The sequence below is a fragment of the Fructobacillus cardui genome (assembly GCF_963580785.1).
Classification (GTDB): Bacteria; Bacillota; Bacilli; order Lactobacillales; family Lactobacillaceae; genus Fructobacillus; species Fructobacillus cardui.
Map to the genome: position 1 here is coordinate 37475 of NZ_CAUZLS010000005.1, position 23510 is coordinate 60984.

General features: G+C 44.9%; 14 protein-coding genes and 1 other annotated feature. Of the genes, 10 read left to right on the forward strand and 4 right to left on the reverse strand.

Annotation, left to right across the window (positions count from 1 at the left end):
• Positions 1-896 precede the first annotated feature (896 nt).
• The 6 genes from AABI20_RS05440 to argH all read left to right on the forward strand — a co-directional run bounded on the left by AABI20_RS05440 (position 897) and on the right by argH (position 15342).
• Positions 897-4358, forward strand: coding sequence for a beta strand repeat-containing protein (locus tag AABI20_RS05440; RefSeq protein ID WP_338347018.1), 3462 nt, complete (start codon positions 897-899; stop codon positions 4356-4358).
• On the forward strand, positions 4294-9780 hold the full coding sequence (locus AABI20_RS05445; RefSeq protein ID WP_338347021.1) for a hypothetical protein: 5487 nt from the start codon (positions 4294-4296) through the stop codon (positions 9778-9780). The genes AABI20_RS05440 and AABI20_RS05445 overlap by 65 nt, the downstream gene beginning before the upstream one ends.
• A gap of 351 nt (positions 9781-10131) precedes the next feature.
• Positions 10132-10360 (forward strand) — a binding site (T-box leader).
• A gap of 58 nt (positions 10361-10418) precedes the next feature.
• The gene (locus AABI20_RS05450) at positions 10419-11882 is read left to right on the forward strand and encodes an ABC transporter substrate-binding protein/permease (RefSeq protein ID WP_047974943.1); all 1464 of its coding nucleotides are present in this window, start codon (positions 10419-10421) and stop codon (positions 11880-11882) included.
• On the forward strand, positions 11875-12618 hold the full coding sequence (locus tag AABI20_RS05455; RefSeq protein ID WP_047974942.1) for an amino acid ABC transporter ATP-binding protein: 744 nt from the start codon (positions 11875-11877) through the stop codon (positions 12616-12618). The genes AABI20_RS05450 and AABI20_RS05455 overlap by 8 nt, the downstream gene beginning before the upstream one ends.
• Before the next feature lie 115 nt (positions 12619-12733).
• The gene (locus tag AABI20_RS05460; RefSeq protein WP_338347024.1) at positions 12734-13948 is read left to right on the forward strand and encodes an argininosuccinate synthase; all 1215 of its coding nucleotides are present in this window, start codon (positions 12734-12736) and stop codon (positions 13946-13948) included.
• Positions 13949-13959: 11 nt separating this feature from the next.
• A complete protein-coding gene (argH, locus tag AABI20_RS05465; protein WP_338347027.1) occupies positions 13960-15342 on the forward strand; it encodes an argininosuccinate lyase in 1383 nt (460 codons plus the stop codon).
• Positions 15343-15479: 137 nt separating this feature from the next.
• Here argH and AABI20_RS05470 read toward each other — a convergent pair whose 3' ends face one another.
• Together AABI20_RS05470 and AABI20_RS05475 are read right to left on the reverse strand one after the other, a co-directional pair.
• Complete coding sequence (locus AABI20_RS05470; protein WP_047974939.1) at positions 15480-16385, reverse strand: metal ABC transporter solute-binding protein, Zn/Mn family; 906 nt, start codon at positions 16383-16385, stop codon at positions 15480-15482.
• A gap of 2 nt (positions 16386-16387) precedes the next feature.
• Positions 16388-17305: a LysR substrate-binding domain-containing protein gene (locus tag AABI20_RS05475; protein WP_338347031.1), complete on the reverse strand. Its 918-nt coding sequence runs from the start codon at positions 17303-17305 to the stop codon at positions 16388-16390.
• Positions 17306-17507: 202 nt separating this feature from the next.
• Between AABI20_RS05475 and AABI20_RS05480 the strand changes: the two genes are divergently transcribed.
• From AABI20_RS05480 to AABI20_RS05490, 3 genes are all read left to right on the forward strand, one after another.
• The gene (locus AABI20_RS05480; protein ID WP_047974937.1) at positions 17508-19130 is read left to right on the forward strand and encodes a malolactic enzyme; all 1623 of its coding nucleotides are present in this window, start codon (positions 17508-17510) and stop codon (positions 19128-19130) included.
• A gap of 176 nt (positions 19131-19306) precedes the next feature.
• Positions 19307-20263, forward strand: coding sequence for an AEC family transporter (locus tag AABI20_RS05485; RefSeq protein WP_338347034.1), 957 nt, complete (start codon positions 19307-19309; stop codon positions 20261-20263).
• A 166-nt stretch (positions 20264-20429) separates the two neighbouring features.
• Entirely contained in the window at positions 20430-20921 is a 492-nt protein-coding gene (locus tag AABI20_RS05490; RefSeq protein WP_338347037.1) for a helix-turn-helix domain-containing protein, read from the forward strand.
• Between the two features lie 71 nt (positions 20922-20992).
• Here the strand turns inward: AABI20_RS05490 and AABI20_RS05495 are convergent, their stop codons facing one another.
• On the reverse strand, positions 20993-21418 hold the full coding sequence (locus tag AABI20_RS05495) for a cytidine deaminase (protein WP_338347041.1): 426 nt from the start codon (positions 21416-21418) through the stop codon (positions 20993-20995).
• Positions 21419-21684: 266 nt separating this feature from the next.
• Between AABI20_RS05495 and relB the strand changes: the two genes are divergently transcribed.
• Positions 21685-21969: a type II toxin-antitoxin system RelB/ParD family antitoxin gene (gene relB / locus AABI20_RS05500; RefSeq protein ID WP_288846805.1), complete on the forward strand. Its 285-nt coding sequence runs from the start codon at positions 21685-21687 to the stop codon at positions 21967-21969.
• A gap of 113 nt (positions 21970-22082) precedes the next feature.
• On the opposite strand, the gene AABI20_RS05505 is transcribed toward relB, so the two are convergent.
• A complete protein-coding gene (locus AABI20_RS05505) occupies positions 22083-23444 on the reverse strand; it encodes a threonine/serine exporter family protein (RefSeq protein WP_338347044.1) in 1362 nt (453 codons plus the stop codon).
• Between the last annotated feature and the right edge of the window lie 66 nt (positions 23445-23510).

Here is a 23510-nt window from a genome sequence, read left to right on the forward strand (position 1 = left end):
TAGCAAAATGTTACTGAAAATAGTGTCCTCGTTGCTTTGTTGCTTTCATCAATCCTTGGATTGGTTGCAATGGCAAAGCGCAAGCGCAACGATAAGTAAGTTTCATTGGTAAATTATTTTAGGGACTATTGCTTTTAGGCCTTAGTGTTTAAACTCAAAAGGAAGTCCAAGAAATAATTTTCTTGGGCTTTTTCTTTTTGCCAAAATTTTGAGATACGTGAAAGCATAACGGTTAATTTGTCGGAGTTTAGAGTGAAACTTTTTTGTCAACTTAGAAAAATAGAAGTAAACGATTGCAAGACTTCTTTGCTTTTGCTAATGGTTTTGGATTTTTTTAGAAAAAATACCGATATATATTGATAGATTTTTACAATAAATCAGAAACATTTTGAAATATTAATTGATAGAAAAACTGATTTTTTGAATACTTTTTGTTTGTGATACTTATGTTATTAATGAAAAGGTGTGAATAGGCTTGAAAACCGAGTTGAATTGTGTAGTTATGATCAATAAAAAAACATGGATAGATGGAAAATGATGGCAAAAAATATCTAAAAAAGAATGGATATAAATATTTGATATTTTTAGATATATTGTGTTACGGTAATGGAAAAATACTATTGATAGTGTGTTGTGAAGGTCGATTGTGTTTTTTGTGAACATGAGTGCTTGTTAGGTTTAGGAAGTCAAATCTAGTGTAGAACCAGCTCGGTCGCAAAATAAAGCAAAAAGTTCATCTTTTCTAAAGTGGCGAGTGATTATCCAACACTTCTAAAAAAGCTAATTGCTTTTATTTTATAAATCAAATACTGGTTGCCGAGCCAGTACTAATGCTCGCTAATGTCGAGTCTGTCAATTTAGGCTATCAACTATGGCTGAAGGAAAGGTGAGTATTTATGATATACAATAAGAAAAATCTTCGGAAAGTTGAAGATAAGAAAGTATTACGGAAGGTAAAAAGCCAATGGGTTGTCGTCTCATTGGCTAGTTTCGGTTTGATTGCTGGAATTGGCGTTGTTCAACACGTTTCGGTTTCTGCCGACAGTGTTCAACAAACTACTTCAGATAATCAAAGTGGTAGCCAGACTCCATCAGGTGATAGCGCCTCAGCGAGTTCTTCAGCCAGTGCGAGTGCTTCAGCAAGCGCTTCACTTAGTACATCGGTGAGCGCCTCAGCAAGTACTTCAACTAGTGCTGCAAACGCAGCTAACAATTCATCTACTAGCAGCACAACGCCGACAGTGCCTGATACTCCTGCAAATTACCAAGCACAGATCAGCCAAGGTGAACAAGACGCTTATGCAGGAAATGCGAGCGCAGCTTCTTCTTTGTCGGGCCGTGCCGCAGATTACTATACTGCTGCTTATAATGGTGCTAAGGCTGCTATGGCGGCTTATGCAGCTGCAACGCAAAGTAAGGGTGCTGGAACACAAGACTATACCTATTATGGTAATACTGCCTCAAAGTTGAATTCGGATGGTACAACGCATACCACAACAAACCCAACAGACGGTACGCCACAGCAATATGGAAGCGCGGATGATGCTAACCAGGGTGGTGCTAACACACCAGCTGAGGCGTATAAGAGTTCAACTAATTATGAAAACCAATTAAATAATAAGTTGAACGTTGCAACGAATACTTCTGTTAAAGGGGACACAACTAAGCAAATCAGCATTCCAACGAGTCAAACCCAATCAATTTTGGACGCTCGTGCAGCTTATCAACAGGATGCTAACTTGGGAACAAGCTTTGACAATGCTGTTGCCTATGCCTTGAGTAAGTACGGTCAACAAGATGCCGAAACAGGTAAGTGGCAAGGAACCTATGTTGATTCAAAGGGAGCTACTGGCAATACTAAAGATTGGTATTTAACAACAAATCCAAATTCTGACACGACTAACCCCTATGACCAAGCTTATCGTGGTGCAGTCGCTGCTATGGCGGCTTACTTCAATAATAATGCCTACCGAGGAAATACCTCTGTCACAGCTTCTTCAACTGGTAATACTTATTACGATCAAGGATTTAACGACGTCGTTAGCCAGGCTGCCCAAGGAATCGCCTACGTCCAAAATGGAAATCAGTTTGCGTCTGTTTTGACGGGATCAACATATACTGGTGGTGGAGGAACAGCTGCTACTAACATTAATACAATTCGCCTTGCTAATGATGTTGATTTGACTGGTGCAACTAATGGTGAAGATGATGTAACAGCTTATGTTAAGTCAAATACATTCACTATCGATGGTCAGAACCACATCATGGATTATCATGGGCTTAACTATACAGTTAATAATCCATCCGGTAGTTTAAATTTGTATATTCAAAACTTCCAAACTCTTTATGGGGCGAACTACTTTGGGCCATTCCGTGCTGAAAGTGGTGCGGGTATTTATTTCAGTAACTTAAATTATGTTGGCCCACAACTATTGAGTTCAAATAGTAATGATGCTTACTTCTCTGGTAACGTTAACGTTATTATTCCTAATAATTCGACGGCTACGTACAATTCTCCATTCCAGTCAGCCGTGCCACTTGAAGGTGGTGGAAACCAGCAAAACTTGGAAGTGAAAAACTTCGTTTTGCAGGCCGGATCACACTACTATGGAACATCATCTCCCAAGGTTGGTGGTGTTAACATTGTTGCCGGTGGTAATTTCACTGTTGCCCAAGGTGCTAAGATGACTTTGGTCTCTCGTGGAACTGGTGCTGAGTCTTCTACTAATAGTGGGGATTACGCTATTAACTTGACGGGCTCAAATGCTTCTTTGAATATTAACAAAGATGCAACAGTTAATATTATTCCTGATTTTTATTCAGGATCAACAACCACATTAGGTGGTGGTGTTTATGCCAGTGGCGCTTCAATCACCATTAATGGTGGTACATTGAACTATGAAGGAAATAATGGTTCGATGGGTTCAGGCGGTTCTACCAATAAGCCAATCTATCTATCTGGTGGATCAACAAAAATTAACGTTATCAACGGTGGTATGCTTCAAGTCTTGATGGATAATGTTCCAGGAAACTCAAGTTCTAATGCCGGTTTGATTGCTAATACGGGTAATGGTTCATTTAACGTTGGTTCTAATGGAAGTTTGAAGGTTGGTGTTACCAACTCTCCTTCTAGTTCAATTATTCCTTACTATGGACCAATCAACATTAACTCGGTTAGTCAAAACCACGTTGTCTTTATCAAGCCGGATGGTACTCAGTATTTCCAAACTGCTGGTAATGGCAATATCACTGCCTATTCTGTTGCGGTTACGCACAATGGTCAAAAGACCTACCTGTATCAATTCCAGTTGCCATCGGGTTCTAGCACATATACCGGAACTGATATGAATGGTCAATCAGTTACTGGTACCGTTGCTGGGAACACTTTGGATATCGCCAATGTACCTGCTGTGCAGTTGATTGGTCCATTGGTGAAGACTCCTAACCAAGATGGTTCAACAACGGTTACTGGTTATGTTAAGTTGACTAATTATAGTGATTTGAGTCAAAAGGATACGCCACTATACATTGGTGTTGCTTCCGGAACTGGTACGAGTTACGATACGTTGACACAGATTGGTAGCCCAGTGAAAGACACAACGTCTACTGCTGATCCAAACACCTATACTGAAACTCAGTCTACCAAAGACTACAATGGTGGGTTGTTAGCAGTTAGCTATACCATTCCAAAGGGAACTGATGCCACTAACGTTGGTATGCGCTTCCACTATGGTGTTAACTCTGTTAATTCTGTTTTGACACCAACAAACTACACAACAACGATGGAAGCCTACAAGCCAGATGGTAAGGGTGGTGTCGTTGCTGACCCAACTGGAAGTATCGTGACTGATAGCGGCGCTGCGGGTGCGACATCACCAAGTGCTAAGGCGATTACCGATGCCAAAACTGATGCCCAAAACAACAATACTGCCCAGAAGGATAGCGAAGACTTTAACACTAAGAACGACCAGGGTTATACAAACAACTATAACAGTTATAAGAGTGGTTATAGTGACTTTGCCAAAGCACCCGCTAATCAGGATGTGACACAGACTGCCGCTTACCAAAATGCCGATAGTCCATCTGCTTATTTGCAGGGTTACAACGATGCGGCTACCCAAGCTGGTATCAAGGATGCTCAGTCAGGTAAGGACAGCGGTTCTACTAATACTCAGTACCAACAAGCAAGAACTGATTACAATAATGCCAAGAAAGCAATTAACTTTACTCCTGGTCAATCAGCACCAGCTGCTCCAAAAGGTTCATCACAGGCTACAGCACAAGCTTATACAGATGCACAAGGTGCTGCTGCTTTCTTTAAGGACGAAGAAGCTGGCACACACAATTCAAGGTACTAGCTACGCTGCTCTAACTCCTGCACAGCAAACTACTTATAACCAAGCTTATGCTGGTTATATCCAAGCTGGAAAGGTTTCACCAACTGCTACTAACCCTGATACGAATGCTACTACGATTGAGCAACAAGGATTTGACTACGGTCAATCATTGATTAATGGTGGCTTGTCAAAGACTGCTCCGACAGCCATATCAAGCAATATTAAGTATTTGTCCGCTGCTATTCTCGGTTATAACACGGCTCAGGCTGCGATTACACAAGCGCAAACGAATGGTACAAGTAGTGCAGAAGCAAAGGCTACTGACCCAACTAAGTTGAGTACTGATGGCCAAAAGGCAAGTACTGATGGTCAAGCAGGTACTGATTTGACCTTCTATCGTTCGGTTAAGTTTGGTAACTATGCTGCTCAGAATAAGCAGTCAGATAGTACCTTGGACCAGTATGCAGAAGTTGGTTACTATCCACTCGTTAGTGCCCAAGCTTATAAGGATGGGGCAGCTGCTTATCAAAGTGGTGCTGGTTCAACGCCAACGGCAACAGCAGATACAAGTTCAAAGGCTGCTCAAAATGCCTTTACCAAGGGTTACAATGATGCCCAAACTGGTACAGCTGATGGAATCAAGCGCTTCTTGAATGGAACGGCAGCAGCAACTTCATCAGATCCAGATGATGCTGCTACATCAAGCTCAAATACGGCTCAGACTAACGCTCAAAAGGGATTTGATGATGACAACAAAACTCCGGCCGTAACTGACCCTACTTTAGCAAATGACAAGGGATATCAAGCTGGTCAAAATGCTGCCAAGGCGGCTCAACAGGCAGCGGCTGATGAACAGAGCGGTACGGATCATCGTAGTTCTGTGACTGATACGGCTTCTTATGATACTGCAAAGCAAGAATATGAAGCTGGTGCTAAGGCTGCCGCTGGTGGAAACACTACTCGTTCAACAGATGCTAACCCAGTCAAGCAACAAGCATACAACAAGGCTTTGGATGATGCTGCCGCATCTCAAGCTCAAGCTATCCAGGATGCAAAGGATAACGACGGTAAGGCCCCTGCACCAGCAAGGACATACTCTGCAAACCCAGATGTTCAGACTTTGGTAACAAAGGCTTATTCTGACGCGCAAACTGGTTACACAAATGCTTTGAATGGCAAGACACCAGGTACTTCAGCAACTGATGCTGAAAAGCAAGGGGCAACTACTGGTACTGTTGATAAGGCTTATGTTGATGCAGTAGTTGCTGGTGGATCACCAACAGCACCTTCAGACGCAAAGAAGAATACGGTTGATTCAGGTATTGCCGCCGCTAAGGCTGCAGTTGCTGCTTCCGCTTCCGCTGGAAAGGATCCACAGTCAGTGAGCCAAACGCCTGCTGATAGTTCAGTAGCAAACGATCCATTGGCAACATATGCTTATCAACAAGCTGTTGATCAAGCCCAGAAGGATTACCAAAAGGGTGTCGATGAAGCCAAAAATGGTAAGACACCTGATAATTCAGCGAGTGATGCTGAAAAGCAAGGTGCTACAGACTTTACGAAGGGCTTCAACGGTGGCAATGGTTCAACTGCGGCAAACTCTAATTCTGGTGAACAGGCAGGAAACAAAGCTGCTGATTCATTGACCAAGGGTTATGAAGATGCTGAAAAGAATACCGATGACAGTTCTAGTGATGACCCTGTTCAAAAACTTGCTAATGCGGCTGCTAAGAAGGCCTTTGCTGATAGTCCAAACTTCGCGGATACCAGCACGATGGATCCAATTTCAAAGGCTGCTTATGAAAAGGCCGAAGATGCGCTTAAGAATGCTGCTGCTAACGGTGCCCAAGAGTATTTGGCTGGTAAGACTCGTCCAGATACAACGACAGTTACCGGTGCTAAAGAAGCTACTGGTTATGATGCCGCTAAGAGTGGTTTTGCAGATGGTGCCAACGCTGCCAACGCTGCCGCAGGTTCCACAGCTGATTCAACAAAGTCTAGCGACTCTAACTACATGACGGGTTACAATGCTGCCCAAGCCGCAAAGAAGGCTGAAGCAGATACGGCTAATAATACGGATAATCCAGCCGGGTCTCCAGATGCCGCTTCTTATACGAAGGCTCAAACGGCCTATGCTGCTGGTATCACCGATGCCAAGGCTGGTCAGACCGCACAATCAACAGACAGTGATCCAGTTAAGCAACAAGCTTACAACCAAGCTTTGGCCGACTATCAGAAGGGTGTTGATGAAGCAACAAATGGCAAGACACCAGCTGACACAGCAAGTGCTGCTGAGAAGCAAGGTGCTAGCGACTTTAACAAGGGCTTGACTGATGCGGTTAATAACCCATCATCAACGCCAGCAAATGCTGGTGAGCAAGCAGGCAAGACTGCCGCTGCTACCCTCAACAATGCTGTAAATGATGCCAAGAGTGGTACCTCTGATGATAGTCAGGATGCTGACCCAGTCAAGAAGGCATCTTATATTGCTGCTGCTCAAGCCTATAAGGATGAAGCTGCTGGAACACCAAAATCAGATGATGCAATCAACGCTTTGGATCCAGTTTCAAAGTTTGCTTACCAAACAGCATTGGCTGAAGCCAAGGCACAAGCACAAAATGGACAAGATGCCTTTACGAATGGTACTGGTCGTCCTACTGGTGATACGCCAGCTGACAAGGTTGCTCAAGCTGCTTATGACAAGGCCCAGAAGGGTTATGAAGACGCTAAGAATAATACCCCAACTGCAGCCGATGCCGATAATCCTGCATACAAGGCAGGTCAAGCTGCCTATGCTGCTGGAAAGCAAGGGGCAACGACTTCAATAGAACCAACAACAGAGGGACCTGCAAAGCAAGGTTACGATGGTAACAAACAAGGTGCTGCAGATGCCCTTGCTGGTAAGGATGAGGAAGCTGCTTTGGCATCTAAGCCACAAGCTTACCAAGATGCTTACAACAATGCCTACAATGCTGCAAAGCAAGGATTGACTGATGGTGGCAACGCCGCAGCCGGTACAGCTGCAGATACAACAAAGGCCAGTGACCCTAACTATAAGAAGGGTTATGATGCTGCACAAGCTGGAAAGCAAGGTGCCGCAGATGCTGCTAACAACGTTGATAACTCAACTAAGTCGACAGATCCTGATTCCTATAAGAAGGCTCAAGGAGCTTACCAAGATGGTGAACAGGCTGCTGCAGACGCTGCCAAGACAAATACTAAGCCTGCTGAAACAACCAATACGGACCCAGTTTACAAGCAAGCTTATGATCAAGCTTTGACAGATGCTGCTAATAAGGCTGATTACCAGAAGGGTGTTGATGAAGCAACAAATGGTAAGACACCAGCTGACACAGCAAGTGCTGCTGAGAAGCAAGGTGCTACCGACTTTAACGCTGGCTTCAACGGTGGTAATGGTGCAACTATTGCTAACCCAACTGCTGGTCAAAAGGCCGGAATGGATGCTGCGAATGGCTTTAACAAAGGTTATGAGGATGCCCAAAAGGGTACTGATGACAGCCAGGCAACTGACCCAGTCCAAAAGGCTGCGAATGTCGCTGCCGCTCAAGCTTATGAGGATGTTGCTGCTGGAACACCAAAGTCAACCGATGCAATCAACGCATTAAATCCTATTTCAAAGGCTGCTTACCAGAGGGCATTGACTGATGCTCAAAACAGCGCTGCCAATGGTGAAAAGGCATACCTGAGTGGTCAAACTCGTCCAGACGACTCAACACCAGCCGGAAAGGCTGCCGCTGCTGCTTACGACAGGGCAAAGCAAGGTTATGCTGATGCCGCTGCCGGTAAGACAACTGATGCCGACCAGAATGATCCGGCATATCTTGCTGGTAAGAAGGCTTACACAGACGGTCAAACTGGTTACAACGGCACGACCACTCCAGCGGCTGACGCTTCACAGCAAACAAAGGATGCCTATAGTGGTGCAACTTCAGGTGCGACCGATGCCGTTGCCGGTAAGGCAAAGCCAACTGATTTGGCAGCAAAGTCACCTGCATATCAGGTTGCTTACAATAAGGCTTATACTCAGGCACAAGCAGGAATGGCTGATGCAACCGCAAGTACGACACCTACGGATGCCCAGAAGGCTGATCCAAACTACATGACTGGTTATAACGCTGCTAAGAATGCCGCAGATAGTGGCTCTCAAGCATTCCTTAACGGTCAAGCTCGACCAGATGATTCAACACCCGCAGGTAAGGCTGCTGCTACAGCTTATGATGCAGCTAAGAACGGTTACAATGGTGCCGCCGCTGATGCTCAATCAGGTAACGAACCGACGGATGCCGAAAAGGCTGACCCAGCTTACATGAAGGGTTACCAAGCATATAAGGATAGCCAAACTGGTTATACTGGTGCTGGAACTGACACGAAGCCAGCTGCCGATGCCCCTCAAGCAGCACAAGATGCCTACAATGGTGGTGTTGCTGGTGCTAAGGATGGCGCTGCTGGTGCACCAAAGGAAAGCGACCTTTCAACAAAGTCACAGGTTTATCAAGATGCCTACAACAAGGCATATGCTGATGCCGCCGCTGGTGCCAAGGCTGGTTACCAAGACGGTTCTCAAAGCGGTACACCAACTGATTTGACGAACAAGAGTGCCATCTACAAGCAAGCTTATGCCGCAGCGAAGGCTAAGGCCGATGCCGAAGCTACCGCTGGTGCTGCCGACTTTGCCCAAGGCAAGAGCGCACCGACGACTGCAACTGCTGCTAGCCAGTACGGTTACGACCGTGCTAAGGCAGGATTTGACGATGCCAATGCCGGTAAGCCAGCTCAAGCAAATGATGCAGCTTACATGGCCGGATACAACTCTGGTTTGAAGCGCTACACAACGACAAACAACACAGCGCAAGATGATGCTTTGTTTGGCAAGGGTCGTCAAGACGCCAACCTTGATGATGCAGATAAGACCGCTTATGACCAAGCTTATGCACGGACAATTGCTGGTTTGAACGATGGTGCTAATGGCGCAGCCAAGGCATACCCAGATGATGCTAATTATTTGAAGGGTTATGCCGCTGGTCAAGCTGTGAAGGCATTGCTTGCTGACAAGCAAAACAATACTAAGACGGCTGTTGATGATCAAGCAAGCTATGGCTTGGCAAACCAAGGTTACTTGCAAGCACAAGATGACGTTAAGAATGGTCGGGCAAAGGCTCCTAACAACCAAAACCCTGTTTATGTTTTGGCTTATGACCTTGCTTATGATCAACTCTTGAAGGAAAAGGAAGCACAAGGAACAGTAACTTCAGCTGAACCAACTGCGACAGATAATGTTACTCCTACAACGAAGTCATCCGTCTTGCCAGCAACTGGTGAAGAAAAGACTGCTGCTAACAACAGTGGACTTATTCTTGGACTTGCTGCTTCATTCCTCGGATTGTTTGCAGCTGCAAAGCGCAACAAGCGTGATGAGAAGTAATCCTTTCCAAAGCAAACTTGTTTCGTAATGTTTGGCAAGGAGGCAAACAATAACTGTGGCTAACGCCATAGTGGTATGAACCTCAGAATTTGAACTCTACAAATTCTGAGGTTTTTACTTTGCTAAAAAATCAGGAGAGCAACAAATAAAGTAAAAGGATGGTCGGAAAAAGAAATTTTTGAGGTAGCGGATTCTAATAAAGTTCTTTTAAATTAAAATAACCAATAACTTTTAGATGATCATTTCCCTTAAAATCAGCCTTTTTAAGTAAAAAAGTCCGAATAAAACGAAAAAAATGTGCAAAACCACTTGCAAGATTAGGTGTCAGTGCTATAATTATTAAAAACTAATAATAAAACGTTAATTAGGAAGTAGTAATCTCTGTTTTGTAGCTCAGTGAAGTGTTGGTTGGTGTGAAACACGTACAAACGAAGATGAACGTCACCTAATAGTTGTATGCGATGAAAACCATACTGGGTGCTCCCATTACAGAGCTGACGATTTGAATTTTAGATCGAATAATGAGAGATACCCTATTTGGGTATAAGTAAGGTGGTACCGCGTGCAGAACGTCCTTTAGTCGAAAGACTAAAGGGCGTTTTTTTATTGGTTAGGAAAAAAGGGAAGAGGACGAGAAGATGAAGAAGATAACAAAGTGGTTGCAACAAGCATTCATCACGATCACTGTTTTGGTTGTCGCCGGATTAGGCATGACCCAAGTGGCCCACGCTGATGACGGCTTGCAAAAAATTAAAAAAGCAGGTGTGATGAAGGTGGCGATTTCGCCGGATTACCCACCATACGAATTCCAGATGAATAAAAACGGCACTTCAACGGATGTTGGAATGGACGTTGACATCGTTAAGCAGATTGCTAAGGACTTGGGCGTGAAATTAGAAATCAAGAACATGGACTTTAGTTCCGTCTTGGTTGCCGTTCAAACTGGCAAGGTTGACATGGCTATCGGGGGAATCAACCCAACCGACGAACGTCGTCAAAGCGTTGATTTTTCAAAGGTTTACTACAACGGTGGTCAAAGCTTCTTGATCAGTAAGACCAACGCTTCAAAGTATAAGAATGCTAGCGACTTGCAGGGAACCAAGATTGGTGCCCAAACCGGAACCTTGCAATATAACTTGGCTCAACAAAAGATTTCAGGAGCTACAGTTGTTGGAATGGACAAGACGCCAAACCTGATTTTCGCCTTGAAGACGAACAAGGTGGCAGCCGTTGGAGTTGAAAAGCCAGTTGCCCAGGCTTATGTTGCCAACGACAAAAATTTGAAGATGATTGATTCCGGCTACCAGTTGGATATCAACCAAACCGGTGCAGCGATTGCCTTTGCTAAAGGAAATCCTGAATTGGTAGCAGCAGTCAACAAGTCAATCGATAAGATTGAGAACCATGGCTGGATTAAGACTTACTTGAAGAACGCCGGTAAGAACATGTCCGAAAACACGGTGGACACGTCAATGCTTCGCTACTGGCACTACTTCTACAGTGGTTTCTTAAACACCACCTTAATTGCTTTCGTTTCAGTTGTCTTTGGAATTATCCTAGGAATTATCTTGGCCTTGATGAAGATGTCAAAGTTTAAAATCTTGAGTTGGCCAGCAATTTCTTACATCGAAATTGTCCGGGGAACACCAATGATGGTTCAAATCCTCTTGGTTTACTTTGGTCTTGGTGCTTTGATTAACATCCCAGCCTTGACGGCCGGTATCATTGCCGTTTCCTTGAACTCAGGTGCCTATGTTGCTGAAATTATCCGTGGTGGAATTACGTCATTGGATAAGGGACAAAAGGAAGCTGCCAAGAGTCTTGGCTTGAACCAAAAAGACACGATGCGTTTTGTGATTTTGCCACAGGCCTTTAAGAACATTTGGCCAGCATTGGGCAACGAATTTATCTCAGTTATCAAGGAAAGTTCCATTGTTTCGATTATCGGTGTGACTGATTTGGTCTACGAATTGAACATCGTCCGTGCTGACACTTATCGTGGTATCGCACCAATCGTGGTTGTCATGGTGATTTACTTCTTGATGACCTTTATCTTGACACGGGGATTGAACTACTTAGAAGGGAAGATGAACCATGACTAATCCATTAATTTCTGTAAAACATCTCAAAAAAGACTTCGGTGGCAATGAAGTTTTAAAAGACATTAACGGCGACATTGATGCCGGCCAGGTGGTCTGCATCATCGGCCCTTCTGGATCAGGTAAGAGTACCTTGCTCCGCTGCATTAACCAGCTGGAACGTCCAACCAGCGGTGTTGTTGATTTCAACGGTGTTGATTTAGCTCAACAGTCTGACCAGGAATTGGCCAAGTTGGGTGAACAAATCGGCATGGTTTTCCAAAGCTTTAACCTCTTCCCTAATATGTCGGTTTTGGCCAATTTGAAATTAGCACCAATGCGAGTAAAGGGCATGTCCGACGAAGAGGCGACTGCTGTGGCCATGAAATATCTGACAAGCGTTGGTTTGGCCGATAAGGCCGATGCCTTCCCAAACAGCTTGTCTGGTGGGCAGAAGCAACGTGTGGCCATCGCCCGTGCTTTGGCAATGCAGCCTAAGGTTTTGTTCTTTGATGAACCAACCTCAGCTTTGGATCCAGAAAATGTCGGTGAAGTTCTCAAGGTCATGAAGTCATTGGCCGACGGTAATATGACCATGGTGGTCGTAACCCACGAAATGCACTTCGCTAAGCAGGTCGCCGATGAAATTTGGTTTATGGCCGATGGCATTATCCAGGAAAAGAATACACCGGATGAACTGTTTGACCACCCACAAAATCCAAAGACTCAGGACTTTATTAGTAAGGTTTTGGTGGATTAAATCAGTTGGCTGAGCCGTTGAGAAAGTGGGGTTAGTAGTTTAGCGGCTCATACGCAGCCCAAGCTGTTATCCCAATAAACAAGTGAAATTGATTGAACAATAGAGGAGAAATAACATGACAAAGAAAATCGTATTGGCATATTCAGGTGGATTAGATACATCTGTGGCCATTCCATGGCTGATTGATAAGGGTTATGAAGTGATCGCCGTTGTCTTGGACGTTGGTCAAGGTGGTAAGGATTTGGATGAAATCCAAAAGAAGGGCCTCCAAGTTGGTGCAGTCCAGTCAATCGTTGTTGATGGTAAGGAAGAATTCGCCAGCGAATACGTGGCACCAGTGATCAAGGCCAACGCCTTGTATGAAGGCGCTTATCCTTTGGTTTCAGCTCTTTCACGGCCATTGATTATTAAGAAATTAGTTGAGATTGCTCATGAAAACGGGGCAGATGCTATTGCCCACGGTTCCACTGGTAAGGGAAACGATCAGGTTCGTTTCGAAGCTGCCATCCACGCCTTGGATCCTGATTTGGCTATCGAGGCCCCAATTCGTGACTTCCACTGGTCGCGTGAAGAAGAAATCGATTACGCTAAGGACCACAACGTTCCAGTGCCAATTGGTAAGCAATCACCATACTCAATTGATGCCAACTTGTGGGGCCGTGCTAATGAAGCCGGCATTCTCGAAGATCCTTGGAACATGGCACCCGATGATGCTTGGGGCATGACGGTTGCACCAGAAGATGCACCGGAGGAAGCAACATTCTTGGACTTGACCTTTGAAGAAGGCTTGCCAGTTGCACTTGATGGTGAAAAGATGACCTTGGCTCAGTTGATTGTCAAGCTAAATCAGATTGCCGGTGCCAATGGCATTGGCCGGATTGATAAGATTGAAAATCGTTTGGTTGGCATTAAGTCTCGTGAAGTTTATGAAGCACCAGCCGCAGCTGTGATTATGGCTGCTCACAAGGACTTGGAAGACTTGACGTTGGAGCGTGACGTTGCGCACTACAAGCCTTTGTTGGAACAGAAGGTGACGGACCTGATTTACAATGCTTTGTGGATTACGCCACTCTTTGATGCCTTACAGGCCTTCATGGACCAGACACAACAGGTTGTGAACGGGACAGTCAAGATGAAGTTGTACAAGGGACAAGCCGTTGCCGTTGCACGGAAGTCTGAGGAAAACTCACTGTACAACAAAAACTTAGCCACATATACAGCGGCTGATAGCTTTGATCAAGTCGCTGCTGGTGGATTCATTAAGTTGTGGTCATTGCCAAGCATGGTCTTTGAGCAAGTCAACCACGTCCATTCAGAACAAAAGAAATAGGAGAGAATCAAATGTCCGATAAATTATGGGGTGGCCGGTTTACCGGCAAAGCAGCAGAATGGGTCGATGAATTTGGCGCCTCAATCGGCTTTGATTACCGGTTGGCAGAAGAAGACCTGGAGGGCTCATTGGCCCACGTGAAAATGTTAGGCCAGCAAGGCATTATTTCAGTTGAAGAAGCTGAGCAAATCAGTGCCGGCCTGCACGACATTCAGGCTGATTTGGGCACTGGCAAGGTGGAATTTTCGGTTGCAAATGAGGATATCCACTTGAATATTGAGTCCTTGTTGACGAAAAAAATTGGTCCAGTGGCGGGCAAACTGCATACGGGTCGATCACGGAATGACCAGGTGGCGACGGACTTTCATTTGTGGGTGAAGCACCGCTTACCAGCAGTCAAGGAAGCTATCACGGAATTACAGCAGACTCTCCTTGACTTAGCCAAGAAGCACGCTGATGTGATTATGCCGGGCTATACACACATGCAACACGCCCAGCCCATTAGCTATGGTCACTACCTTTTGGCCTACTTCGAAATGTTCCAGCGTGACTTTGAACGATTCGAATTTAACGAAAAGCATACGAATATGCTGCCATTGGGCGCTGCTGCCTTGGCGGGCACGACCTTCCCAATTGACCGTCAACTGGTCGCTGACGAATTGGACTTCGATGCCATCTATCACAATAGTTTGGATGCCGTTTCGGATCGGGATTTTGCCCTCGAGTTTCTCTCGAATGCCTCGATTTTGATGGTGCATTTGTCCCGGATGGCGGAGGAACTGATTTTATGGGGGACCTACGAGTTCAATTACATTGAACTTTCAGACAACTTCTCAACCGGATCATCGATTATGCCCCAAAAGAAGAATGCGGACTTTGCCGAACTCGTGCGAGGCAAGACCGGCCACGTCTTTGGGAGCTTGATGGGATTGTTGACGGTTATGAAGGGCTTGCCATTGGCTTACAACAAGGATATGCAGGAAGATAAGGCAGCCACATTCGAGGTAATGGACACCATTTTGGCCTCCGTGAAGGTCTTTACGGGGATGTTATCAACGATGACGGTCCACGCTGACCGGATGGAAGCTGCCACGAAGGATGACTTCTCGAACGCCACCGAATTGGCTGACTACTTGGCCACGAAGGGTGTGCCTTTCCGTCAAGCGCATGCGGTTGTCGGTGAGTTAGTTTTGAAGGGCATCCAAACGGGGCAAACACTCAATGAAATGTCGTTGGTAGATCTCCAGGCCGCCGACAGCCATATCGAAGAAGATGTCTATGAAGAGTTGACTTCCAAGGCCGCCGTTAATCGTCGGACGTCGCTTGGTGGCACGGCCGTTGCCAACGTCCTCAAGGAAATCAGCCGGGGACAAGAGCTACTGGTAACACGGTAAGTGTTGCCAATGATTTCAGAATAACCGCTAGCTACAGGGTCTGCGCTCATTTAGGCAAATAAAAAACACCGAACAGCTTTGTTCGGTGTTCATCAGAGTGAAGGATTTCGTCCTTCGCTCTTTTTATTTGCTGATTTTTACTTAGCAACAATTTCTTGGACTTGCTTCAATTCACTGAGCTTCCAGTCAACGTAAGAAGTCTTTTCTGGTGAAGTTTCCGTCACCTTAACGATTGGGATGTTGTTGTCCTTGGCCAACTTGACGATCTTATCAACAGTGCCGCCTGTGGTTTGCGTGTTGTAAACCAAGAAGGCGAGTTCGTGGCTCTTGATCTTGTTTTGGATATCCGTCAAGACGGCTGGTGAAGGGTCATTTCCTTCTTCAATCGCTTCGGCAAAATCAGTGCCGACCACGTTGGCACCCAAGGCGTCCAACATGTATTCGTAAACTGGCTCGGTTTCCATGACTTCCTTACCGGCAACTGCTGATTTCAATTCGGCAATCTTGTCGGTCACTGGCTTAAGCTTTGTGGCGTAGTCCTGTGCATTGGCTTGATAATCAGCCTTGTGCTTTGGATCTTTCTTGCTGAGTGTATCAGCCAAACCTTGAGCGGCCTTAATCATGTTTTCTGGATCATTCCACAAGTGGGGATTTGAACCAGACTTTTTGTTCAAAATATCGTTACCAACATAGAGCACTTGCGTTGACTTCGATGTCTTAGCTAATTTCTGTAACCAAGCATCGTAGCCTAAACCATTTCCAAAGGCGATGTCCGCCTTGGCAACCTTTTTAGCAACTGCGTTGGTTGGTTCATAATCTTCCGGTGAAACGGACTGCTTGGTAATAATCGCTGAAACATCAGCATGGTCGCCTGCAACCGTCTTGGCCAATTCGGCATAGACGTTTGTTGAAGCGACAATGGTTAACTTGTCAGATTTTTTGTCATCTTTTTGACTGTTGCTTTGCCAAGCAACTAATCCACCAACGACAGCCAAAATCAGTACTAAGATTGTGACCACGATGGTTGTTTTCTTCTTTTGCATCATCATTCCTCCAGTGGGGGTGTTCTGTGATCCGGCCGTCCAATTTTGGTGGCGGCCAAGAGCTCATCAAAAATCTGCTGTTGCGCATCCGTTAAGACAATGTCTTTTCGGTAAGCAAAGCCGACCTTAAACATGGGCTGGTCGTCATCTGTGATTGGCAATGCGGTCACACCCGGGAAAGTTAACGCTGGGTGGTGGACCATAAAGCCAATCCCACGATTTTGTCGAATCAGGCTTAGAATTCCGTAGGGTTCCGAGGAATTAAACAAAACGTTGGCATGAAAATGGGCGGCTCGGGCCAACTGGTCGAAAGCCTGGGTATGAACGAAGTTACCTTTCAATAGGATGAATCTTTCGTCTTTGATGTCTTCAAATGACACGGACCCTGTTTGAACCAAGGGGTAGTCGTCGGCAGCCAAAATAGCAAAGGGCTGCTCGTCAAAGGCGATTAAATTGAATTCGCTTTGATCGATGTCATCGAGATAGCCGACAAAGGAAGCGTCGAGCTCACCATTTTTTAACTGGTCGATGGCCTCTTGGGCCCCGACTTCAACTGTTTTCAAATGGGCGAGTGAATCGTCAGATAAGACCGTTGCAATGGCTGGAAAGTAAGCAACTTGAATAATGGGTGGCAAACCAATCAAAAGTGATTCTTCACTGTCGCGTTTGATCTCCGTTTGGGCAACCTGGTACTGTTCCACAATCAAGGTAGCATGTTGTCGCAAAACTTCGCCGGCGTGGGTCAGTGTCACGTTTTTATGCGCTGCCTGTCGCAAAATGAGCTTGGCGCCAAGCTCTTTTTCCAACCGCTGCATCGCAAGCGACACCGTTGGCTGGGAAATCTCGAATTTTTCAGAAACCTGAGAAAAGTTTCGGTAGGTTGCGAGGGCTAAATAGTATTGTAAATCAGTTATGCGCAAGGTTTTCTCCAAATTCAGTTCTTAACATTCAAGCCTACCTCCTATTATAGCAAAATCTGTCAACCCCCCTTCATGAACTATAGGGAAAAGTGTGGGTATGCCACCTGTTTGACTATAATTTTCCTGGGGTTATAGAATAACAGCGTTAAGTAATTCGAACTTTGATTCGGGTTAGAAAACAAAGAAAAAAGGAGCCTATCTCATGACACCAATTGAGATTTTAAATAATCCCTTCTTGAACAAGGGAACAGGGTTCACGATGGAAGAACGTAAGGAACTCGGCGTTGCCGGTCTTTTGCCTCCCCGCGTGCAAACTTTGGAAGAACAATCAGCACAAGCATACGCACAATACCAATCAAAGCCTTCTGATTTGGAAAAGCGCTTGTTCTTGATGGAAATCTTCAACACAAACCACACATTGTTTTACTACTTGTTCGGACAACACGTGGTTGAGTTTATGCCGATCGTTTATGATCCAGTGATTGCTGACACGATTGAAAACTACTCAGAATTGTTTGTTGATCCACAAAACGCTGTTTACTTGTCAATCGACGAACCAGACGTTATGGAATCAGCCTTGAAGGCTGGTGCCAATGGTCGTGACATCAAGTTGATTGTTGTCACAGATGCCGAAGGAATCTTGGGTATCGGTGATTGGGGAACGAACGGTGTTGATATCGCCGTTGGTAAGTTGATGGTTTATACGGCGGCTGCCGGTGTTAACCCTGAAAACGTTTTGCCTGTTGTCTTGGATAACGGAACAAACAACCAATCATTGTTGGACAACGACATGTACTTGGGTAACCGTCACGAACGTGTTCGCGGCGAAAAGTATACGGAATTTGTTGACAGCTTTGTTGAAGCTGCTGAAAACTTGTTCCCTAACTTGTACTTGCACTGGGAAGACTTTGGCCGTTCAAACGCCGCTGTTATCTTGGACAAGTATAAGGACAAGATTACAACATTTAACGATGACATCCAAGGAACTGGAATCATCACTTTGGCAGCTGCTTTGGGTGCCATGACTATCACTGGTGAAAAGTTGTCTGACCAGACTTACTTGACATTCGGTGCAGGTTCAGCCGGTGCAGGTATCGCCAACCGGATGTTCGAAGAAATGTTGCAAGAAGGTTTGTCTGAAGAAGAAGCTCGCAAGCACATCTACATGGTAGACAAGCAAGGTTTGCTCTTCGACGACATGGATGATTTGACTCCTGAACAAAAGCCATTCGCCCGCTCACGTTCAGAATTCGCAAACGCTGCTGATTTGACAAACTTGGCAGCTGTTGTGAAGGAAATTCACCCAACAATCATGGTTGGAACTTCAACTCAACCAGGTGCCTTTACCAAGGAAATTGTACAAGAAATGGCTGCTCACACTGAGCGTCCAGTTATCTTCCCATTGTCAAACCCAACGAAATTGGCTGAAGCAAAGGCTGAAGACTTGCTTGAATGGACTGATGGTAAGGCCTTGATTGCGACTGGAATTCCAGTTGACCCAATCGAATACAAGGGTGTTACTTACGAAATCGGTCAAGCTAACAACGCCTTGGTTTACCCAGGACTTGGTCTTGGAACAATCGCCTCAACTGCAAAGGTTTTGAATGATGAAATGATTTCAGCCGCTGCTCACTCATTGGGTGGTATTGTTGATGCATCAAAGCCAGGGGCAGCCGTTTTGCCACCAGTTTCAAAGTTGACTGTCTTCTCAGAGACAGTTGCTATCGCCACTGCTCAGTCAGCTGTTGACCAGAAGATCACGAAGGAAGAGATCGCCGACGTGAAGAAGGCCATCGAAGACTTGAAGTGGGAACCTAAGTACTAAGATTTAACTTACAAAAAAACAAAGCAAAGCAACAACACATGGAAAAGGGCGTAAAGTCCTTTTTTATGTACAATTTTTTAAAAATAGTGAAGTTCATGGAAAATCAGTGACCACATCAGCGCTGAGAAGTGGATGGGGCTGTGATAATCAGGCGCCACCCGTAGAAGGGAGTTTTTATGGCATTTTTGAATTCGATTGAAAGTGTTGTGACAATCATCTTGATGATTGCCCTTGGTTTTATTTTGCGCCAGTGGGGTTGGTTTGCTGACGGTTTTTCCGGGAATATTTCCCGCTTGATTACCAATATCGCCTTACCGGCATCGATTTTTGTGTCGGTCTTAAAGTTTTTGACACGTGATAAATTAGTGTCCTTGTCTGGAGGGTTGGTTTACGCCTTCCTCTCATTTGCCATTAGCTACTTAGTTGCCTACATTTTGGCTTATGTCTTCAAGGTCCGTCCTGGCCGCAAAGGGACCTTTATTAACGTTGTCGTTAATGCCAATACCATCTTTATTGGCTTGCCCTTAAATGTGGCCCTCTTTGGTAACCAGGTCTTATCTTACTTCCTGGTTTATTATGTAATGAATACGGTTTCGACCTGGGCCATTGGTGCTTTGATTATTGCCAATGATAACCCAGATAAAGGACAAAGGGCTTTCAATTGGAAGAAACTTTTGCCCGCTCCATTGATTGGGTTCCTGGTGGCCTTGGCCTTCTTACTCCTGGCCATTCCAGTTCCTGATTTTGCAACGTCAACACTGACTTACGTTGGTAACTTGGTCACGCCATTGTCCCTGATTTACATTGGGATTGTCCTAGCGGATGCTGGCTTAAAAAGCATTCACTTTGACAAGGACACGGTTGTTGCCTTAGTTGGGCGCTTTATCTTTGCACCGACAGTTATGTTGACACTGTTGGTCTTTGCCGGCGGCTTCTTGGGCCATTTACCACACCTTGAAGCTCAGACTTTGGCAGTGCAAGCTGCCACGCCGGCTTTGGCTGTTCTGCCAATTTTGGCCAATGAGGCTAATGGCGACGTGAAGTACGCCACGAACGTCGTCACCACATCAACCATTCTCTTTGTGGTGGTTGTGCCTGTCGTGAATACCGTTGCGACAATGCTCTTTAAATAAGATATCTTTCGGTAAGAAAACCCGCCCTTCTCAGCGTTGAGAAGGGCGGGTTTTTTCTTGAAAATAAGTAGTTCCAGGAAAGGGTAAGAAGTACTTGCTTTTATTATTTGCTTTTTTAACTCATAATAATCATAGGTTATTAGCAGTAATTGAAAGGGGGAGGGTGATGGAGTTTGGGGAACATTTAGAGCAAGTACGAAAACAAAAAGGAATGTCACAGCAGACGTTATCTAACCTTCTGTTTGTGACTAGGCAAACAATTTCTCACTGGGAAAATGGAAAAACTTATCCTGATTTTAATTTGTTAATTTGTCTATCCGATATTTTAGATTTATCGCTTGATGAGCTATTAAGGGAAGATGGAAAAATGAAAGATAGTTTTACGAAGAAAGATGTTCAAGGATTTTTTAAACCAATTTATCGTAGATTATTGTTAGCAGATTTATGTTTTGTAATTATTTTATTTCTTGAAGCAACAGATGTTATTCGACTGACGATTTGGGGATTCATTCCAGTTGTCGTTGGTAGTCTTATCGTAAGTTACGTAGTTACTCGATTAAAACGATTAGATCGGCAATATCAATTTGACATGCGTTATACATGGCAAAAGCGTACCGAGAAACTATTTAATTTCATTCATAAACATTCTCAACGTTAACTGTGTGTGCATAAACAAAAGACCAACTCTGAGTTGGTCTTTTTGAATTCGGTTGAAGTTAGTGGCTTTTGCTATTGAATGTCATCAAGTCGGTCTTCTCCCCGCCACTTTGGTAACAGTTCAGATAAGGCAACAGTTTCTCTAGTTTTAAAGGCCATCATAAAGCGCGTTGCTTTATTTTTACTATTCAATTGTAGTAAGAAATCTAAGCAGTCGCCACAAGGCATGCTATTACCATTTGCTGGTGCACTGTCCCTGAAGGTGATGATTTTTTTTGTTTTTGTTTGTCCACTGTGTTGGAACATACGAAATGCAGCAGCACGTTCTGCACAAAGATGAAAAACGCCGGCCGTGGCCTCAAAACAAAATCCTGTGTAGATGTTTCCGTCATCTGCTTCTATTGCTGTCACAACATGCTGGGCATAAATAAATGGTGACACATTATGATGGTTGTACAATACTTCCGCCTTAGTAAATAGTCTTTCCCAAATATCCATTTTAGTTCTTCTGTATAAGCAAAGTGTTGCCGTTTTTAATAGTCACTATATCAACATTAGCTGATTTTCAATTAAAAATATAAAAAACGAGGTGGAAGTAGAGAAACTGAAGTAAAATCAGTGGTGTAATTTTTTAAGAATACCTTTGATTTGTTTAGTAATGAAATCGTGGTTCACATACCTGCCGTGAATCGCATGATTAACTAAAAAACAGTACATAATAGATATGCCAATATACCTGAGTATCCACAAGAAAGGAAATGATGATGTTAATAAAAAATCAGCAGTTTAGTTTTCTTACAAATGATGAATTGCTCGCTAAGGCCCAAAAGATTGCGGCTTTCGAACACCTTGATATGGCGACAATTTTAAATTCAGTTTTGGAAAAGATGGTTGCTCACGGTGAGGTACCTACTGATTTGGTCGACGAAAAATATAAGCGTCGGGATAAAATTATCCAATCTTTGTATGATGAAATCGAGCCAGGGTATCAGGACTACAAGAATGGCCGTGTACTAGGAATTGGTCAAACATTTTCAAAGTATGGTTGATAAAGATTGAATTTGTGATGCCACATTAAACATTTAAAACAAAGTAAAAGGACTAGCCCTGATATTTTATCAGCGTCAGTCCTTTGTGCTCTTCAATGGCTATAGTAAAAGTGTTAATCCACCATTCGCCATCTTTTATCCAGGATAAACCGGGCTACGAAAAGGCCGAAGGGAAGAAAGAGCATGATTAAGAGGGCTTTGGTTAGCCATTCAGCACCTGTCCCCACGTTGTTGAGTCCGAGGTTATAAACGCCGCGATAGATGTAGAGCCCTGGGACCATAATCACGATGGATGGCACGGTTAGGGTGATCCGAGGGTACCGCAATTTCCGGTTTACCACGGAGGCCAATAGGCCTGCTAGCAAGGCACCGATAAAGGCAGCCGCTGCTGGTGGACAGTGGACAAGGTCCACCAACTCTAACCGGGTGGTATTGGCAACGGCGCCAATCAGGCCGGCGGTGATGGCCATCTTCTGCTTGGAATTAAACATCATTGAGAAGCCGTAAACACCGGCAAAGGAGGCCATTAAGCGCAATGCCATTAGTGGGTAGAGTGATAGTCCCTGTGGCAAGAAATTTTGTGGTTTGAAGTCAAAGCTGAGGGCTAGGAGCCAACCAATAAAGGTTGCCGTGATAATCGTCGTCAGGGCAAAGGTTAAACGCTCCAATCCAGACCGCATATCGTTCTTCGTGATATCGAGGATACTCGTGATATAGGGGAAGCCGGGGATGACAAAGAGCATGGCGCCAATATAGCCGGCTTCATGGGCTGAGGTATTGGTTAAAAAGAGCCCCCAAAATCGTAAGGATAGAAAGTAAGCTAGGCAGGCGATGGCCACGCCCAGCGCCGTGGTAGCGACGGAGGTCCAGTGACGTTTTCCCAGGAGCTTACGGGTAAATTGTCCTAATCCAGCGCCAACAAAGCAGCAGATCATTTCAATCAAACCGCCACCAAGCAAAAAGATAAAGCCAGCACAGGCCAGGCCAGCGGCTAAACCAGATTGATAAGGTTGGTAGTTGCCGGGTTCTTTTTTAATTGCATCAAGTCGTTGGTGGATAAGGGCCGGCTTTTGGTCGGCATAGTCACTGGCAAAGCGTTGGACAAAGTCTTGGAGCTGAGTCAACTTGTCGGTATTAACCCCCGAGCTGGCAAGCGAGAGGCTTTCGGTAAACGATTCCACCCCGTCAAAGCAGGTGACTGTGAGGGAGGTAAAACCAATGTCGGCCGAGCAAGTCATTTGAAGCGCTCTGGCCACGATGTTCATGGCATCGCGGACCCGCCAGGCACCTGTTCCAGAGGAAAGAAGTAAAAGACCAACTCGACCTACAATTGAAGCCCGTACCCGCAAAGACGCTTGACGAGCTGGTACTTGATCATTTTCAATTACCTTTTCCCAGCGAATCGCCATGTGGTGATGGAGGCGTTCGGGATGAATGGTGTCTTCGATGGCAGCTTGTGTTGTGGGGGTTGTCATGGCCTTTATCCTTCTCATGAACTTTTTAAAACAGAGTCAATATAAATTATATGATAGGCCTTTTAA

Excerpts from the sequence above, each read along its gene's own strand:
- AABI20_RS05490 (WP_338347037.1), top strand. The coding sequence starts at position 20,430 with ATGGAGTTTGGGGAACATTTAGAGCAAGTACGAAAACAAAAAGGAATG.
- AABI20_RS05455 (WP_047974942.1), top strand. The coding sequence starts at position 11,875 with ATGACTAATCCATTAATTTCTGTAAAACATCTCAAAAAAGACTTCGGT.
- AABI20_RS05505 (WP_338347044.1), bottom strand. The coding sequence starts at position 23,444 with ATGACAACCCCCACAACACAAGCTGCCATCGAAGACACCATTCATCCC.
- AABI20_RS05495 (WP_338347041.1), bottom strand. The coding sequence starts at position 21,418 with ATGGATATTTGGGAAAGACTATTTACTAAGGCGGAAGTATTGTACAAC.
- AABI20_RS05480 (WP_047974937.1), top strand. The coding sequence starts at position 17,508 with ATGACACCAATTGAGATTTTAAATAATCCCTTCTTGAACAAGGGAACA.
- AABI20_RS05485 (WP_338347034.1), top strand. The coding sequence starts at position 19,307 with ATGGCATTTTTGAATTCGATTGAAAGTGTTGTGACAATCATCTTGATG.
- argH (WP_338347027.1), top strand. The coding sequence starts at position 13,960 with ATGTCCGATAAATTATGGGGTGGCCGGTTTACCGGCAAAGCAGCAGAA.
- AABI20_RS05450 (WP_047974943.1), top strand. The coding sequence starts at position 10,419 with ATGAAGAAGATAACAAAGTGGTTGCAACAAGCATTCATCACGATCACT.
- AABI20_RS05440 (WP_338347018.1), top strand. The coding sequence starts at position 897 with ATGATATACAATAAGAAAAATCTTCGGAAAGTTGAAGATAAGAAAGTA.
- relB (WP_288846805.1), top strand. The coding sequence starts at position 21,685 with ATGTTAATAAAAAATCAGCAGTTTAGTTTTCTTACAAATGATGAATTG.
- AABI20_RS05445 (WP_338347021.1), top strand. The coding sequence starts at position 4,294 with ATGCACAAGGTGCTGCTGCTTTCTTTAAGGACGAAGAAGCTGGCACAC.
- AABI20_RS05460 (WP_338347024.1), top strand. The coding sequence starts at position 12,734 with ATGACAAAGAAAATCGTATTGGCATATTCAGGTGGATTAGATACATCT.
- AABI20_RS05470 (WP_047974939.1), bottom strand. The coding sequence starts at position 16,385 with ATGCAAAAGAAGAAAACAACCATCGTGGTCACAATCTTAGTACTGATT.